A 14,305-nucleotide genomic window follows, 5' to 3' on the forward strand; every position below is an offset into this window, starting at 1 on the left:
TTCTCCTTACTTGACGGCGTAGGGAAGCAGGGCGAGGAACCGCGCGCGCTTGATCGCACGGGAAAGCTCACGCTGTTTCTTCGACGACACCGCGGTGATCCGCGAGGGCACGATCTTGCCACGCTCGGAAATGTAGCGCTGCAGGAGCTTGGTGTCCTTGTAGTCGATCTTGGGTGCATTGTCGCCCGAGAACGGGCAGACCTTGCGGCGGCGGAAAAACGGTTTTGCTGCCATGGTTTATGTCCTTCTTTCTCGTGCGATCAGTTACGGCGTTCGCGACGGGTGTCGCGTTCGTCTTTTTTCTGCATCTGGACCGAGGGGCCGTCCTCGTGGGCGTCGACCTTGATGGTCATCACGCGCATGACGTCGTCATGCAGGCGCATCAGACGCTCCATTTCCTGCACCGCGGTCGCGGGGGCGTCGGTGCGCAGATAGGCGTAGTGGCCCTTGCGGTTCTTGTTGATCTTGTAGGCCATGGTCTTGACGCCCCAGTACTCCGACTCGACGAGCGTGCCGCCGTTGTCCGCGAGAATGGTGGAGAAGTGTTCGACGAGGCCTTCGGCCTGGGTGTTGGACAGGTCCTGGCGCGAGATAAAGACATGCTCATACAGCGGCATGTGGTCTCCGTTCATGTATTCGGCGCATTTCATCGGACAGGCGTTGATCCTTTCGCGCCTGGCCACGAGGTGCTGCGCGGGATGATGTGTCGTGCGAAAGGAGCGCTCCGTATACACGCATGGGGCCGTGGCGCAAGGGTTGCGCGGCACTGCGGCATCGGGGCCGGAGCGGAAGGGTGGGTGGCGGCGATCGGGGGGCCGGGGCGCGCGGCCGCGCGGCGGCCGCGCCGGAGGCTCTGCCTCCGGACCTCCGGAGTATTTTCGGTCCGTTCGTGAGGGGAAGGGGGCCTTGGAGGCCGCTCGCGCAGCAACCTGCGGGCGCGATGAGTCAGGAAATGTCGACGATGCGGACAAAGCGGAAATCGAATTGTCTATGGGATGTCCCCGCGTGCCCAGGCGATGCGCTGTCGTGGCATTGTGTTTCAGATGCAACGGATCGAAGCGATAATCACCCGGCCGTGAAAGGCCGGGCTTTGTGTCTTGTGATCGGTCAGAGACCGCATGGCGATCACAGGGTCTTACTCCTGGATTGACTCCAGATAAATTGTCAGGGCAAACGCGCGGCCTGACGCGATGAAAATGGCATCAGTTGCGTTCACGCCACGGTCTTCCAACGCATCGGCCATGAAGTAGTCGCCCCAGACCGGCATCTCGGACGGTCCGTGGCCGGGCGCTTCCATGCCCAGGACGATCGTTTGATAGGCATCAGCAAACGGAAACCGCCCGTCCGCGCGTTCAGAGAGTTTCGTCAAGTTGGGCGGCTCAACCTCAAACAGTTCCGCGATCTGACCTCCACCCTTGCCGTCGACACCGTGGCAGACCGCACAAAGCGCTCCGTATGCAGATTTGCCCAACACGATCGCGGAGTCCTCCGCTTGACCCGCACTTGCCGAAAGAACGAACGCGGTAGCTATCAGAATCTTCTTTAAGGCCATGGGTGGATCCCCTGTTAATGATGGTGCAGCATACTGCGCACTTTTCAGTACGAGATGGATGAGCTTTGCACCATAACCGAATACGCGACTGTTCCAAACCCTAACGGACGCATTGGCCTGGCTCGGGCAGGGGCCAGAGCCGGCACTACCCATTCCCGGCGCTCGTTCGTCGAAATTGATCACTTCGCAAGCCCTTTTCGCTGCAGCAGGGAAAACCTTTTCGGGCACAGCTCGGGCTCTGCGCAGTCATTGCCCGGAGATGGTCGGGGTCCGGAGATGGTCGGCATGCACCGCCGTGCGATCGTCACACATCCGGTCAGGGGGTTGCTGCGGGCCGCAAGCGGGCGTTGCAAGGAGGACGCCGGCCGTTTCGAAAGATGCGGCACCGATGAGGCTGCGGCGGGTCGGACAGGCCCCCGGTCGCGTGAGGCCGCGACGCGGGCGATGTGAGCGCGCGACTGCGCGGTGCTGGAGCGCAGGGTCTGCCCATGCATTTCCCCGGTGCTGCCGCAATCCGGTCCGATTTGTCCGATTATCTCGGGATCAGAAACAATTCCAAGGATCAGACCCATGGCCTATGTCAGTGACCTGCACAGCACCGAGCCCGCCGAGGTTTCCGTCGGTCTGTCGCTTCTGGCGCGGCTCTGGTTCGGGATGCTGGGGCTGGGATGCCTTGTGGCGGTTCCGGGGATCTGGCTGGTCGACACGGGCGTGCATCTGCCGGAACTGGCGTTGATCAAGCTTGGGCTGTCGGTCTTTCTCGGGGCGGCGGGGCTGGCCGGTCTGGGCCATGCCAGGCGCACCCGCTGAACCGACCCATTGTTCAATTCTCCACAGGGTCTGTTGAGTTACAGGCCTTTGGTCCGGGCGGCAAACGGGCCACATAGTTCAGAACGTTGATGCCAATCCGGCACCGTAATGGAGAAACTGTTCATGAAGATGTTTGCCGTCGCCGCCGCGCTCAGCGCGCTTCCCCTTGCCGCTTTCGCCGATGCCGAAAAGTGGACCCTCGACCCCAGCCACAGCCAGGTGGTGTTCAGCTATTCGCATCTCGGCTTTTCGACGAGCTACGGGATGTTCTCGGGGTTCGAGGGCGAGATCATGTTCGACGCGGACGCGCCGGCGAACTCCTCGGTCGAGGTGTCGTTCCCGGTGCGCTCGATGTTCACCGGCTGGGAAGGCCGGTTCGAGCATTTCATGTCCGCCGAATTCTTTGGCGCGGACGAGGGCGACATGGTGACCTTCACGTCCACCGGCATCGAGGTGACGGGCGACACGACCGCCAAGATCACCGGCGATCTGTCGATGAACGGCGTGACCAAAGAGGTCGTGCTGGATGCCACGCTGAACCAGCAGATGGCGCACCCGATGGAGAACAAGCCCTGGGTCGGGTTCGATGCCACCACCACCGTGCTGCGGTCGGATTACAACGTCGGGGCCTTTGCACCCTACGTGTCCGACGAGGTGCAGGTGATGATCTCGATCGAGGCGATGAAGTCCGACACAGACGAAGCCACGCTGCGCTAGGGCTGTTTCGCCCGCGCCGCGCGGGGGGAAAGCGGGCAGGTCCGGAGCGGATGCCCGGAAGACGATTGAAGGACCCGGCGCAGAGTGCACCGGGTCTTTGTTGTTTAGCCGGTGCGACGTGACATCAGCGACCGATGGCGCCGGTTGCGGAATTGTAGGTGCCCCAGGGTCGGGTGATCTTGGCGCCCGCCGCGACAACGTCGAAATTGTAGCTGGAATTGCGGGCCCCGCCGGTGGTGTTGCAGGGCGGCCGGAAGGTATGGGTCACCACCGTCGTGCCATCCGCATCGGACATGACCCTGGTGCTGCCATGCTCGAAAACAGCCCCGTTCGACAGGTTGTCATACATCCGCACCGTGATCGGCACGCCCGCCACGGCGGAGTGGGTTATCGTGATCGCGGGAATGGTGCCCTGACCACCGAGATCGGTACACAGGTTTGCCCGGTTCATCGCGGGGACCGATACGCCGGTCAGCGCGAAGTCCTGGCCGGTGCTCGTGACGCCGGGCTGCATATTGGTGTCGGCGCAAGCGGCAAGCGCCAAAGGGATCGCGAAAATTGTCATGAAACGCATGATACTCTCCTTGTCGACGGGCGTTGATGTTACGCCGGGAAGCGGGTGGATCAATGCGAATTTTTGCAACGGTATGATGGAAGCGGGGCCGATGCCGGTTGGAAGCGCGGGCCATCCGCGGGGGAGACCCCGGCGCGAGGCCGGGGCACGGTGCCGGTGTGCGGCGGCGCGGAGCTGCGGTGCGGGTTGATCCCCGGCCCCGGCGCGGGGCCGGGGCAGCGGCGCTGGTGTGCGGCGCGGGCACGCAAGCGCGCCGGGTGCGGCGTGGAGGTGCGGGGGGCCGGGCGGCGTGGTCGCGCCTGGTGTCAGGATCCGGCGTCGGTGGCCTCGGCGCGGCGGGCGATCAGGTCGACCCGAACCTCGACGGAAAAGCCCAGCTGGCCCGCGTCCTGCATGTTCGCGCCGACGTCGAAGGTGCGGCGATCGAGCGTCAGGCGGCCTTCCATCGCGGCGCTGCCATCCTCGGCGAAGGTCAGCTGGAAGGGCAGGGTCAGAGGTGCGGCGATGCCTTTCAGGGTCAGCGTGCCCTCGGCCGTGTAGCCATCGGCGATCTTGACGATATCGGCGCTGTAGGTGGCGCGGGGAAAGCTGTCGGCGGCAAGGAAATCGGGGCCGATGGCCTGGCTGGTGACCGCGCCCAGGGTGAGGGAACCTATGGCAACCTCGACGGTGACCGCGCCCGAGGTGCCCGGGGCGTCCTGCCGTTCGAACGCGATGTCGGCGGTCCAGTCGGTGAAGCTGCCGGTGACCTCGGCCCCGTTCTGCAGGATGACGATGGCAAGGGTGCCGTCCTCGACGACCCAGTCCGAGGCCACGTCTTCGAGTTGGGTCTCGGCGGCGGCGTCCTTCGGGGCAAACCAGCCCATTGCCCCGGCACCGCCCAGCACCACGGCCCAGACCGCGAGCGCGGCCAGCGCGGGCCGGGCATGGGATTGGGGCACGGGGGGCGTTCCGGCTTGGGTGTCGCCCGGCAGCATCCGCGCGAGGGTGGCGTCGCGATCGACGATCCGGTGCTTCAGCGCGCCGCCCACATGCGCCGCAAGCGTGACCCAGAGCGTGACGTTGAAGAGGTAGTGCAGCGTCGAGAAGACCTCTGACACGGTCTCCGAGCGCGGCACGAAGGGCAGCGTCTGGCCAAGCGGCCACCAGATCGGCGCGAAGCCGGTGGTGGCGGCGTGATGCACCCAGCCGGTCAGGGGAATAGCGACGATCGCGCCGTAAAGCAGCCAATGCGCGGTGTCGGCGGCGAAGGTCTCGAACCGGCGCTCGGGGTGGAGCGGCACGGGCTTGGGCTGCGTGACCGCCCAGAGGATGCGCAGGATCGCGGCGGCAAGCACGGTCAGGCCCAGCGTCTTGTGAATGGAAAAGACCGTGGTCTTGAACGCGACCTCGGCATCGGTGGCCAGCGGCAGCCATTGAGCCCAGAGCCCCAGCGCGATATTGGCGATCATGCCAAGCGCCACGGTCCAGTGAAAGGTTTTCGCGACCCAGCCATAGCGGGTGGCGGTGTTGGTGGCTGGCATCGGGATTTTCCTTGTTGCAGGTGCTGATCTGTCGCTCGTGACCTAGCGATCCGGGCCGCGCATGCAAACATGCCTCAGCGCACAGATCATGCGCATCCCGTTGCGTAACCCCAATGCGACCGCTAAGACCGTTTGACGACCCGACAAAAACGGGCCCGCATGAGAGGCCCCGGGGGACAGACATTCGGAGGACCACATGACCCGCGCTTTCCTCTTTCCCGGCCAGGGCAGCCAGACCATCGGCATGGGCCGCGACCTGGCCGAGGCCTATCCCGCCGCCCGCGCGATCTTCGACGAGGTGGACGCGGCGCTGGGCCAGAAGCTGTCAACGCTGATCTGGGAGGGCGAGGCCGATCAGCTGACCCTGACCGAGAACGCGCAACCGGCGCTGATGGCCACGTCGCTGGCGGCGATGCGCGCGCTCGAGGCCGAGGGGGTGAAGATCACCGATGCGGCCTATGTGGCGGGGCATTCGCTGGGCGAATATTCGGCGCTGGCCGCGGCCGGGGCGATCAGCGTGGCCGACTGCGCCCGTGCGCTGCGGATCAGGGGCCGCGCGATGCAAGAGGCCGTGCCGGTGGGACAGGGTGCCATGGCGGCGATCCTGGGCCTCGATATCGCGGCGGTGCGCGCCATCGCGGCCGAGGCCGCCGGGGACGGCGTCTGCGAGGCGGCGAATGACAACGATCCGGCGCAGGTGGTGATCTCGGGCAGCAAGGACGCGGTCGAACGCGCCGCGGTGCTGGCCAAGGAAAAGGGCGCGAAACGCGCGCTGATGCTGCCGGTCTCGGCGCCGTTCCACTGTGCGTTGATGGCGCCTGCGGCGCAGGCCATGGAGGCGGCCCTGGCCGATATCACCTTCGTCGCCCCGAGGGTGCCGCTGGTGGCCAATGTGCGCGCCGCTGCGGTCAGCAGCCCCGACGAGATCCGCGCGCTGCTGGTGGCGCAGGTCACCGGGTCTGTGCGCTGGCGCGAGTCGGTGATGTGGATGGCCGATCAGGGCGTGACCGAGTTCTGGGAAATCGGGGCCGGCAAGGCGCTGTCGGGCATGGTCAAGCGCATCGCCAAGGGCGCGGAGACACGCGCCATCGGCACGCCTGCGGATGTGGCGGCAGCGACGGCGTGATCCGAGGCCCCGGCGCAAGGCCGGGGCAGGGTGAGGCCCGGCGTAAGGCCGGGGCGAGGAGACGCGCAGCGCCGACCGAGCGGGCGGGGTGTGAGGCCCCGGCGCAAGGCCGGGGCGGGAACAACAGACAGGGCGCGGGGCAGCCGCGCCGGGACGGGAGAGTTGCAATGTTCGATCTGACGGGAAAATCAGCGCTGATCACCGGCGCATCGGGGGGCATCGGCGGGGCGATCGCCCGGGCGCTGCACGAGGCCGGGGCCACGGTCGGCCTGTCCGGCACGCGCGAGGCACCCCTGCACGAGCTGGCCGAGGCGCTGGGCGGGCGCGCCCATGTGCTGCCCTGCAACCTGTCGGATGCCGACGCGGTGACAGCCTTGCCGAAACAGGCAGCCGAGGCCATGGGCGCGGTCGATATCCTGGTCAACAACGCGGGCATCACCCGCGACAACCTGTTCATGCGCATGTCCGAGGACGAGTGGCAAAGCGTGCTCGACGTGAACCTCACCGCCACGTTCCGGCTTTGCAAGGGCGTGCTGCGCGGCATGATGAAGGCGCGCTGGGGGCGGATCGTGAATATCTCGTCCATCGTGGGGGCCACCGGCAATCCCGGACAGGCCAATTACGCCGCCGCCAAGGCGGGCATGATCGGCATGTCGAAGTCGCTGGCCTACGAGGTGGCGACCCGCAACATCACTGTCAACGCCGTGGCCCCTGGCTTCATCGAGACCGCGATGACCGACAAGCTCAACGACGACCAGAAAGCCCAGATCATGGGGCAGATCCCGATGGGCCGGATGGGCACGGCGGACGAGATCGCGGCGGCGGTGCTCTATCTGGCCAGCCCCGGGGCAGGCTATGTCACCGGTACGACACTTCACGTCAACGGCGGCATGGCCATGCTGTAAGACGTGGGTTGACGGCGGCCCCGGAAACCGTTTGCCTCTGACAGGCGCTGTGTTATGAGCGCATCCAGTTTTGGAACCGGGACATCACTCCGGGCCCGACACCCTTCACCTCCGGACCTAACCGGGGACACCGCATCACCCCGACCCGGGTGGCGCAAAATGGGCCAAGGCGCCCGGACAACGATGAGGAAATGACTATGAGCGACATCGAAGATCGCGTGCGCAAGATTGTGGTCGAGCATCTTGGCGTCGAGGAAGACAAAGTCGTCGAGAACGCGTCGTTCATCGACGACCTCGGTGCCGACAGCCTCGACACGGTCGAGCTGGTCATGGCGTTCGAGGAAGAGTTCGGGATCGAGATTCCCGACGACGCCGCAGAGACCATCCAGACCTTCGGCGATGCCGTGAAGTTCATCAAGGAAGCCGTGTAAGCGCCTTTTGATTGCGACCGAAACGATAAACGGCGCTCCGGATCGGGGCGCCGTTTTTTCTTGTGCCGTGCGGCGATTGGTGCGCAGCGGCGCAAGGGGCGGTGCGGGTGATGGCTCGGGTCCGCACCCGGGCCATGCGGCGGGTCTGTGTGGTGTATCTGTGTGGCGGGACTGCGTGCCCGGGCGCGGCCGCGTCACCCGCCCCGGGACGGCGCGTATTGGCGGCCTCGACAGGGGCACGGTGCCAGATGGCGGACAAAACCGACTTTTGGGACAGATCGCTGACCCGGATTGCATGCAGGATCCGGCCAAGCAGCCATTCGTTCCGGGTGCAGCGCAGGCGTGGGAAGAGTCCAAATTGACTTGATGTTCTTCGTAAGAATTGCGGAATCCTACTGTATTATTGGAGCACTGAAAACGATTCTCGCGGGAGGAATAATGTCTAAGAAGTTCAAATCCAGAGAGACTTTGGATCAACTCCTTTCTTCATGTTCCGAAACCCTGTTTCCCGCCGAAATGGGTGAAGCTCCCGTTAACGTCGATAGCAGAGACTCCGTTGGTGATACGCCATTGCATGTGATGCTTTGGCGCAAAAATACGTATGGAGCACTGTTACTTATCGAGGCAGGTGCCGACTTGAACGCCGTAGGAGACATGTCAGAAACGCCGCTTCATGTCGCCGTAAGCCGAGGAAACATTACAGTTGTGGAAGCGCTCTTGAAATCTGGTGCGAATCCGGCAGCTAAATCTGAGTTTGGGAAGTCAGCCAAAGAAATGGCCGTAGAACTGGGTGGCGAGATGCAACGGTGTTTTGACAACCTGTGATTTTATCGTCGTAGTATTGCAAACGGCAACTTTGTCCCGCGCCTCGGGCCTTCATGCGTCGTGGGTCCGGTCCGGGTCAGACATGCTTGACAATTGGGTCGGCTTTGCTGGGCACGGCTTGCCGACAGGATTCAGAAAACAGGTCGCATTGAGTTAAAAATAACGCGGCATTGGACGGGTGGCACGGGCTGGCATGTCGTGCTTGCGACGTCTTGTCTGTGGCGCAGGTGCCTCGGTGACGGGCGGGCGGATAGTTGCGCGACATTTGAGGCATCGCGGTGTCGCGGGAATGCGCCGCCGGATACGGGTCAGGACCGCCGACTTGGCTCGGGCCAGTACCGCCGCCGCGGTTCAGGTGGCGGGCGGGCCGTTCCCGGGCTGGTCGGCGTAGCGCGCCGGCACCGTATCGGCCTTGACCGCGCCGCGCTGGCCCAGCGGGCGTTCGCCCCGTCCGCGCGTCGAATCCCGGGCGGTCTGGTGCTCCATCTCGGCATTGACCTCGGCCCCGAGCAGGATGATGAAGGCCGACAGCCACATCCATGTGAGCAGGATGATCACGCCGCCCAACGCGCCGTAGGTTTCGTTGTAGCTGGCGAAATTCTTGGCGTAGATCGAAAACCCCATGGTCCCGAGCATCCACAGCAGGGTCGCCAGCACCGCGCCCGGCATCACCCAGCGCCACTTGGCCGCCCGCCGCGACGGCGCGTAGCGATAGAGAAACGCCAGCCCGCCCACCGACATCAGCGCCAGAAGCACGAATTGCGCGCCCAGAACCAGGGTCTCGACATAGATCGACACCCCGAGGAAGGCCAGCGCCGCAGGCGTGCCGATCATCATCGCAAGCGACACCAGAACGCCGAAAATCAGCACGCAGGTCAGCACATAGGCGGTGAAGTTCAATTTGAAAAAGCCGCGCCGCTCGCGTTCGCCGTAAGCCACGTTGATGCCCGACATCAGCGTCTTGACGCCGCGCGTGGCACCATAGACCGCCAGCAGCAGCGACAGGATCGACAAGAGCCCGGTGGCGCTGTCCGACCCGCCGGTGACCTGCACCACCTGGTCCTGGATAATGTTGGCCGCGTTCTCGGGCAGCAGCGTCGCCAGTTCGTCAAGTTCGGCGGCCACGTCGTTCGGGTCGAGCGCATAGCCCGCCAGAGAGATCAGTGCCGTCACCGCCGGAAAGATCGCGAGCAGGCCGAAGAACGCCACACCCGCCGCGATGACCATCACGTTGTCCTCGACCACGTCGGCATAGACGCGTTTGAGGATGTGCCACCAGCCACGGCCTGGGATCTGGATCGGTCTGGATGCATCCGCACCGGGGTGTGTTCTGGTCATACCGAATGCGGCCTTCTTTTGCGTCCGTCTTCGGCGCGAACATAGCGCGGCGCGAGGGAATCGCCACCGATGGCCGTCTTGACATGCAAAAAGGCCCCGGCGGTGTGTCCGTCGGGGCCATTTGTGGCAGGGGCACACGCGGCATCAGCCGTCGAAATTGACCTCTTCCATGATGCGCAGCGCCTCGGCGCGCAGGGCGGCGAGATCCATCAGGTTCACGTCGTCCGGGGTGAACGTACCCCAGGAGGCCACCAGATCAGAGGTCGCCGCATCGTGCCGGACGGGGTATTCGTAATTGACCTCGGCGTAGATTTCCTGCGCGCTGGTAGAGGCGAGGAACTCCATGAACCGCAGCGCGTCGTCGCGGTTCGGCGCCGCCGCCGTCATCGCGGCACCCGAGACGTTCATGTGGGTGCCGCCGGTCTCGAAGGCGGGAAACAGCACATTGACGCTTTCGGCCCAGGCGGTCTGTTCGGTATCCTCGAGCATCTTGCCCATGTAATAGGTGTTGCCGAGGGCGATGTCGCATTCCCCGGCCCAGATCGCCTTGACCTGTGCGCGGTCATTGCCCTGCGGCTTGCGCGCGAGGTTGTCCTTGACGCCGGTCGCCCAGGCCTTTGCCGCCTCGGCCCCGTGGTGGTGGATCATCGCCGACATCAGCGCGAGGTTGTAGGGATGGGTGCCCGAGCGGGTGCAGATGCGGCCTTTCCACGTGTCCGAGGCAAGGTCTTCGTAGGTGGTGATCTCGGCCGGGTCGACGCGGTCCTTCGAGGCATAGACGATGCGCGCGCGGGTGGTGACGCCGAACCATTCGTTGCCCGGATCGCGGAACTCGGCGGGAATGGCACCGGTCAGCACCGGACTGTCGACGGGCTGGGTGACCCCGGCGTCGACGGCCTGGCTCAGCCGCGCGATATCGACGGTCATGATGATGTCGGCGGGGCTGCGGCTGCCCTCGGCCTGCAGGCGTTCGTTCAGACCCTCATCGAGGAAGACGACGTTGGTGACGATCCCGGTTTCGGCGGTGAACGCGTCGGTGATCGGCGCGATCAGCTCGGGCTGGCGCTGGGAATAGATGTTGACCTCGGCGAGGGCCGGGGAAGCGGCGATCAGGGCAAGCGCCGCGGACGTGATGCGAAAGGTCATGACCTCTCCTTCGGGGTTCGGGTTATCGACTGCGAACTGGATGCCTGACGGAAATAGTCAGGTCAATACCTGACCAAAAAAATCGGACAATTTTCGGCACGGCAGATTTCCCGCATGGAAACGGCGCACGCTGTCGCCGATGCCGTCAGCGACGATGCAGGGCACCGCTGATTCTTGCGACGTCGGGGGGCAGGCGTCGCGGGCAACGCCTCAGCCGCGCGCGCGTTCGTCGGCTTTCGCCGCGTCCCACAGCGCATCCATTTCGGCCAGATCGCTGTCCTCGGGGCGCTTGCCCCGCGCGGCGAGCCCTGCCTCCACCGCCTCGAAGCGGCGGATGAACTTCTGGTTGGCCGCCCGCAGCGCGGCCTCGGGGTCGATCTTGAGATGCCGTGCGAGGTTGGCCATGACAAACATCAGGTCGCCGAACTCTTCCTCGCGGTGGGCGGGATCCGTGGCCTCGCGCAACTCGTCCGCCTCCTCGATGATCTTGTCGAGCACCTGATCGGTTTCGGGCCAGTCGAAGCCCACGCGCGCGGCGCGGTTCTGCAACTTGACCGCGCGGGTCAGGGCGGGCAATCCGCGCGCCACCCCGTCGAGCACGCCGGTTTCGGCCCGGCCCGCGCGCTCGGCGGCCTTCACCGCCTCCCAGTCGCGGGTCTGCTGTTCGGCGCTCTTGGCGTTCGATTCGTCGCCGAACACATGCGGATGGCGCGCCACCATCTTGTCGGCGATCGCATTGGCCACGTCGTCGAAGGTGAACAGACCCGCATCGGCGGCGATCTGGGCGTGAAACACCGCCTGGAACAGCAGGTCGCCCAATTCGCCGCGCAATTCGTCCCAGGCCTCGCGCTCGATGGCGTCGGCGACCTCGTGGGCCTCTTCGATGGTGTAGGGGGCGATGGTCGCGAAGGTCTGCGCCACATCCCAGGGGCAGCCGCGCTCGGGGTCGCGCAGCGCGCGCATGATGGCCAGAAGGCGCGGCATGCCGCCTTGCGGATTGTCGATCAGCACGTCATCCATGGCATATCCCTTTCGGCGGTCGCACGCCCGAGGGATGGCCGAAGCCCGCAAAGGAGTCCAGTCATGCCCCCCGTCAACCGCCTCGCCGAATTTGCCCCCGACATGAAAGCCTGGCGGCGCCACCTGCACGCCCATCCCGAGCTGGGCCTCGACTGCCACGAAACGGCGGCCTATGTCGCGGCGCGGCTGCGCGAGTTCGGCGTCGACGCGGTGCATGAGGGCATTGCGCAGACCGGCATCGTGGCGATCATCGAAGGGCGGGGCGCGGGGCCGGTCACGGGCCTGCGCGCCGACATGGACGCGCTGCCGATGTCCGAAGAGACCGGCGTCGAACACGCCTCGACCGTTCCGGGCAAGATGCACGCCTGCGGCCATGACGGCCATACGGCGATGCTGCTGGGGGCGGCGCGCTACCTGTCCGAGACGCGCAACTTCTCGGGCCGGGTGGCGCTGATCTTCCAGCCCGCCGAGGAGATCATCGGCGGCGGCCGCATCATGGTCGAGGAAGGCATCATGGACCGCTTCGGCATCGAGGAGGTTTTCGCGATCCATTGCGACCCGTCCAGCCCCGAGGGCCGGTTCTCGACCCGGGCCGGGCCGATGATGGCGGCGGTCGACGATTTCACCATCACGCTGACCGGGCAGGGCGGCCATGCCGCGCGCCCGCACAAATGTATCGATCCGATCCCGGCGGCGATGGGGCTTGGCCTCGCGATGCAGACCGTGGCGTCCCGCAACACCGATCCGCTGGACCGGCTGGTGGTGTCGATCACCCAGATCCACGCGGGCTCGGCGATGAACGTGATCCCCGGCACGGCGATGCTCGCGGGCACCGTGCGCAGCTTCAGCGCCGAGGTGCGCGACATGGCCGAACGCCGCATCCGCGCGCTGGCCGAGGCCCACGCGGCGGGGTCCGACCTTGGCGTCGAGATCGCCTACGAGCGCAGCTATCCCGCCACCGTCAACCACGCCGACCAGACCGCCTTCGCGGCGGATGTGGCGCGCGCGGTCGCGGGCGATGCGGGCGTCGATACCGACACCGCGCCGGTGATGGGCGCGGAGGACTTCTCCTACATGCTCGAGGCGCGGCCCGGGGCCTATGTCAAGCTGGGCCAGGGCATCGGCCACGGCGTGCACCACCCCGGCTTCGACTTCAACGACGATGTGGCCCCGCTGGGGGCCTCCTATTTCGTCAAGCTTGTCGAGACCCGCCAGCCTCTGAACCGGACCGCCGCCGAATAACGCGCGGCCCATCGGCTTCATCTTTCCAGAAAAACGCATGCCGGACACCGCCACCCCGCACGCCGCTGCTCAGACAGGACCCGACCGCCATGGCCCTAGAAGACGCCAAGACCCAGATCGACCACGCCTTTACCCGCACCGACGCGCGCGGGCTGTCCTTTGAAAACGCTTTCGCCGGGGCGACCTCGTTCCTGCGCCGCCGCTATACCAAGGACCTGGCGGGCATCGACATCGCCATCTCCGGCCTGCCGTTCGACCAGGCGGTCACCAACCGTCCCGGCTGCCGCTTCGGGCCGCGTGCCATCCGCGAGGCCTCGACGCTGCAACCTTTCGATCCGCCCTATGGCTGGGACGGGTTCGACCCGCTGGGCGAATTCGCCGTGGCCGATTACGGCGACATGGCCTTCGACTACGCCAACACGTCCGAGGTGCCGGCCCGCGTCGAGGCCCATATCGCGGGCATTCTGGACCAGGGCGCGGCGGCGCTGACCCTTGGCGGCGATCACTTCCTGACGCTGCCGATCCTGCGCGCCCATGTGGCGAAACACGGCCCCCTCGCGCTGGTGCAGTTCGACGCCCATTCCGACAGCTGGGTCGATGACGACCCGAACCGGATCGACCACGGCACCTTTGTCTACAAGGCGATCAGGGAAGGCCTGATCACGCCCGAACGCTCGGTCGCGGTGGGCATCCGCACCACCAATCCCGACACCATGGGGGTCACGGTGTTCGATGCGCGGCATGTCCATGAGCAGGGGGCCGCGACCACCGCGCGCCAGATCCGAGAGGTCGTGGGCGATACCCCGGCCTATCTGACCTTCGACATCGATTGCCTCGATCCGGCCTTCGCGCCGGGCACCGGCACGCCGGTCTGGGGCGGGCTCAGCTCGGCGCAGGCGGCGATCTGCCTGCGGGATCTTGCCGGTCTGACGCTGGTCGGCGGCGATGTGGTTGAGGTCTCGCCGCCATACGATACCACGGGGGCAACGGCCGTGGCGGGCGCGCATGTCGCGATGGAGATTCTCTGCCTCTGGGGATGGACCCGGCGCGGCCAGACGCGCGTTCGACCCTGACCACCCTTAACCGCGAGGCATCC

At 65.7% G+C, this 14,305-nt stretch carries 16 protein-coding genes; 8 read left to right on the forward strand and 8 right to left on the reverse strand.

What is annotated here, in order from left to right; genetic code table 11:
* Positions 1 to 6: 6 nt before the first annotated feature.
* The 3 genes from rpsR to ACXYMN_RS00475 form a co-directional block, all read right to left on the reverse strand.
* Complete coding sequence (rpsR, locus tag ACXYMN_RS00465; protein ID WP_115977905.1) at positions 7 to 234, reverse strand: 30S ribosomal protein S18; 228 nt, start codon at positions 232 to 234, stop codon at positions 7 to 9.
* A gap of 26 nt (positions 235 to 260) precedes the next feature.
* On the reverse strand, positions 261 to 617 hold the full coding sequence (rpsF, locus tag ACXYMN_RS00470) for a 30S ribosomal protein S6 (RefSeq protein ID WP_459012336.1): 357 nt from the start codon (positions 615 to 617) through the stop codon (positions 261 to 263).
* A 518-nt stretch (positions 618 to 1,135) separates the two neighbouring features.
* The gene (locus ACXYMN_RS00475) at positions 1,136 to 1,735 is read right to left on the reverse strand and encodes a c-type cytochrome (protein WP_459011400.1); all 600 of its coding nucleotides are present in this window, start codon (positions 1,733 to 1,735) and stop codon (positions 1,136 to 1,138) included.
* A gap of 387 nt (positions 1,736 to 2,122) precedes the next feature.
* Here ACXYMN_RS00475 and ACXYMN_RS00480 point away from each other — a divergent pair, with 387 nt between their 5' ends.
* Both ACXYMN_RS00480 and ACXYMN_RS00485 read left to right on the forward strand, forming a co-directional pair.
* Positions 2,123 to 2,362, forward strand: a complete 240-nt coding sequence (locus tag ACXYMN_RS00480) for a hypothetical protein (protein ID WP_459011401.1) — start codon at positions 2,123 to 2,125, stop codon at positions 2,360 to 2,362.
* Positions 2,363 to 2,485: 123 nt separating this feature from the next.
* Positions 2,486 to 3,079 (forward strand): YceI family protein, encoded by a 594-nt coding sequence (locus tag ACXYMN_RS00485; protein WP_459011402.1) that lies wholly within the window; start codon positions 2,486 to 2,488, stop codon positions 3,077 to 3,079.
* Positions 3,080 to 3,203: 124 nt separating this feature from the next.
* Here the strand turns inward: ACXYMN_RS00485 and ACXYMN_RS00490 are convergent, their stop codons facing one another.
* Together ACXYMN_RS00490 and ACXYMN_RS00495 are read right to left on the reverse strand one after the other, a co-directional pair.
* On the reverse strand, positions 3,204 to 3,653 hold the full coding sequence (locus ACXYMN_RS00490; protein WP_459011404.1) for a hypothetical protein: 450 nt from the start codon (positions 3,651 to 3,653) through the stop codon (positions 3,204 to 3,206).
* A 305-nt stretch (positions 3,654 to 3,958) separates the two neighbouring features.
* Positions 3,959 to 5,176: a cytochrome b/b6 domain-containing protein gene (locus ACXYMN_RS00495; RefSeq protein WP_459011405.1), complete on the reverse strand. Its 1,218-nt coding sequence runs from the start codon at positions 5,174 to 5,176 to the stop codon at positions 3,959 to 3,961.
* A gap of 196 nt (positions 5,177 to 5,372) precedes the next feature.
* On the opposite strand from ACXYMN_RS00495, the gene fabD reads away from it, so the two are divergent.
* The 4 genes from fabD (at position 5,373) to ACXYMN_RS00515 (ending at position 8,463) form a co-directional block, all read left to right on the forward strand.
* Positions 5,373 to 6,302: an ACP S-malonyltransferase gene (gene fabD / locus ACXYMN_RS00500; protein ID WP_459011406.1), complete on the forward strand. Its 930-nt coding sequence runs from the start codon at positions 5,373 to 5,375 to the stop codon at positions 6,300 to 6,302.
* Positions 6,303 to 6,469: 167 nt separating this feature from the next.
* On the forward strand, positions 6,470 to 7,207 hold the full coding sequence (gene fabG / locus ACXYMN_RS00505) for a 3-oxoacyl-ACP reductase FabG (RefSeq protein WP_459011407.1): 738 nt from the start codon (positions 6,470 to 6,472) through the stop codon (positions 7,205 to 7,207).
* A 197-nt stretch (positions 7,208 to 7,404) separates the two neighbouring features.
* Positions 7,405 to 7,638: an acyl carrier protein gene (locus ACXYMN_RS00510; RefSeq protein ID WP_459011408.1), complete on the forward strand. Its 234-nt coding sequence runs from the start codon at positions 7,405 to 7,407 to the stop codon at positions 7,636 to 7,638.
* Between the two features lie 438 nt (positions 7,639 to 8,076).
* Positions 8,077 to 8,463: an ankyrin repeat domain-containing protein gene (locus tag ACXYMN_RS00515; protein WP_459011409.1), complete on the forward strand. Its 387-nt coding sequence runs from the start codon at positions 8,077 to 8,079 to the stop codon at positions 8,461 to 8,463.
* 351 nt (positions 8,464 to 8,814) lie between these two features.
* On the opposite strand, the gene ACXYMN_RS00520 is transcribed toward ACXYMN_RS00515, so the two are convergent.
* The 3 genes from ACXYMN_RS00520 to mazG form a co-directional block, all read right to left on the reverse strand.
* Complete coding sequence (locus tag ACXYMN_RS00520) at positions 8,815 to 9,801, reverse strand: YihY/virulence factor BrkB family protein (RefSeq protein WP_459011410.1); 987 nt, start codon at positions 9,799 to 9,801, stop codon at positions 8,815 to 8,817.
* Positions 9,802 to 9,945: 144 nt separating this feature from the next.
* Complete coding sequence (locus ACXYMN_RS00525) at positions 9,946 to 10,947, reverse strand: Fe(3+) ABC transporter substrate-binding protein (RefSeq protein ID WP_459011411.1); 1,002 nt, start codon at positions 10,945 to 10,947, stop codon at positions 9,946 to 9,948.
* 210 nt (positions 10,948 to 11,157) lie between these two features.
* The gene (gene mazG, locus ACXYMN_RS00530) at positions 11,158 to 11,967 is read right to left on the reverse strand and encodes a nucleoside triphosphate pyrophosphohydrolase (RefSeq protein WP_459011412.1); all 810 of its coding nucleotides are present in this window, start codon (positions 11,965 to 11,967) and stop codon (positions 11,158 to 11,160) included.
* 63 nt (positions 11,968 to 12,030) lie between these two features.
* On the opposite strand from mazG, the gene ACXYMN_RS00535 reads away from it, so the two are divergent.
* Together ACXYMN_RS00535 and speB are read left to right on the forward strand one after the other, a co-directional pair.
* Entirely contained in the window at positions 12,031 to 13,209 is a 1,179-nt protein-coding gene (locus tag ACXYMN_RS00535; protein WP_459011413.1) for a M20 aminoacylase family protein, read from the forward strand.
* Positions 13,210 to 13,298: 89 nt separating this feature from the next.
* Positions 13,299 to 14,282, forward strand: coding sequence for an agmatinase (speB, locus tag ACXYMN_RS00540; RefSeq protein WP_459011414.1), 984 nt, complete (start codon positions 13,299 to 13,301; stop codon positions 14,280 to 14,282).
* Positions 14,283 to 14,305: the final 23 nt, after the last annotated feature.

This window comes from Roseivivax sp. CAU 1753 (assembly GCF_054482575.1).

Coding starts and splice junctions, on each gene's coding strand:
- mazG (WP_459011412.1), bottom strand. CDS start 11,967: ATGGATGACGTGCTGATCGACAATCCGCAAGGCGGCATGCCGCGCCTT.
- ACXYMN_RS00495 (WP_459011405.1), bottom strand. CDS start 5,176: ATGCCAGCCACCAACACCGCCACCCGCTATGGCTGGGTCGCGAAAACC.
- ACXYMN_RS00485 (WP_459011402.1), top strand. CDS start 2,486: ATGAAGATGTTTGCCGTCGCCGCCGCGCTCAGCGCGCTTCCCCTTGCC.
- ACXYMN_RS00480 (WP_459011401.1), top strand. CDS start 2,123: ATGGCCTATGTCAGTGACCTGCACAGCACCGAGCCCGCCGAGGTTTCC.
- speB (WP_459011414.1), top strand. CDS start 13,299: ATGGCCCTAGAAGACGCCAAGACCCAGATCGACCACGCCTTTACCCGC.
- ACXYMN_RS00510 (WP_459011408.1), top strand. CDS start 7,405: ATGAGCGACATCGAAGATCGCGTGCGCAAGATTGTGGTCGAGCATCTT.
- ACXYMN_RS00515 (WP_459011409.1), top strand. CDS start 8,077: ATGTCTAAGAAGTTCAAATCCAGAGAGACTTTGGATCAACTCCTTTCT.
- ACXYMN_RS00535 (WP_459011413.1), top strand. CDS start 12,031: ATGCCCCCCGTCAACCGCCTCGCCGAATTTGCCCCCGACATGAAAGCC.
- rpsF (WP_459012336.1), bottom strand. CDS start 617: ATGCCGCTGTATGAGCATGTCTTTATCTCGCGCCAGGACCTGTCCAAC.
- ACXYMN_RS00520 (WP_459011410.1), bottom strand. CDS start 9,801: ATGACCAGAACACACCCCGGTGCGGATGCATCCAGACCGATCCAGATC.
- rpsR (WP_115977905.1), bottom strand. CDS start 234: ATGGCAGCAAAACCGTTTTTCCGCCGCCGCAAGGTCTGCCCGTTCTCG.
- fabG (WP_459011407.1), top strand. CDS start 6,470: ATGTTCGATCTGACGGGAAAATCAGCGCTGATCACCGGCGCATCGGGG.
- ACXYMN_RS00490 (WP_459011404.1), bottom strand. CDS start 3,653: ATGCGTTTCATGACAATTTTCGCGATCCCTTTGGCGCTTGCCGCTTGC.
- ACXYMN_RS00525 (WP_459011411.1), bottom strand. CDS start 10,947: ATGACCTTTCGCATCACGTCCGCGGCGCTTGCCCTGATCGCCGCTTCC.
- fabD (WP_459011406.1), top strand. CDS start 5,373: ATGACCCGCGCTTTCCTCTTTCCCGGCCAGGGCAGCCAGACCATCGGC.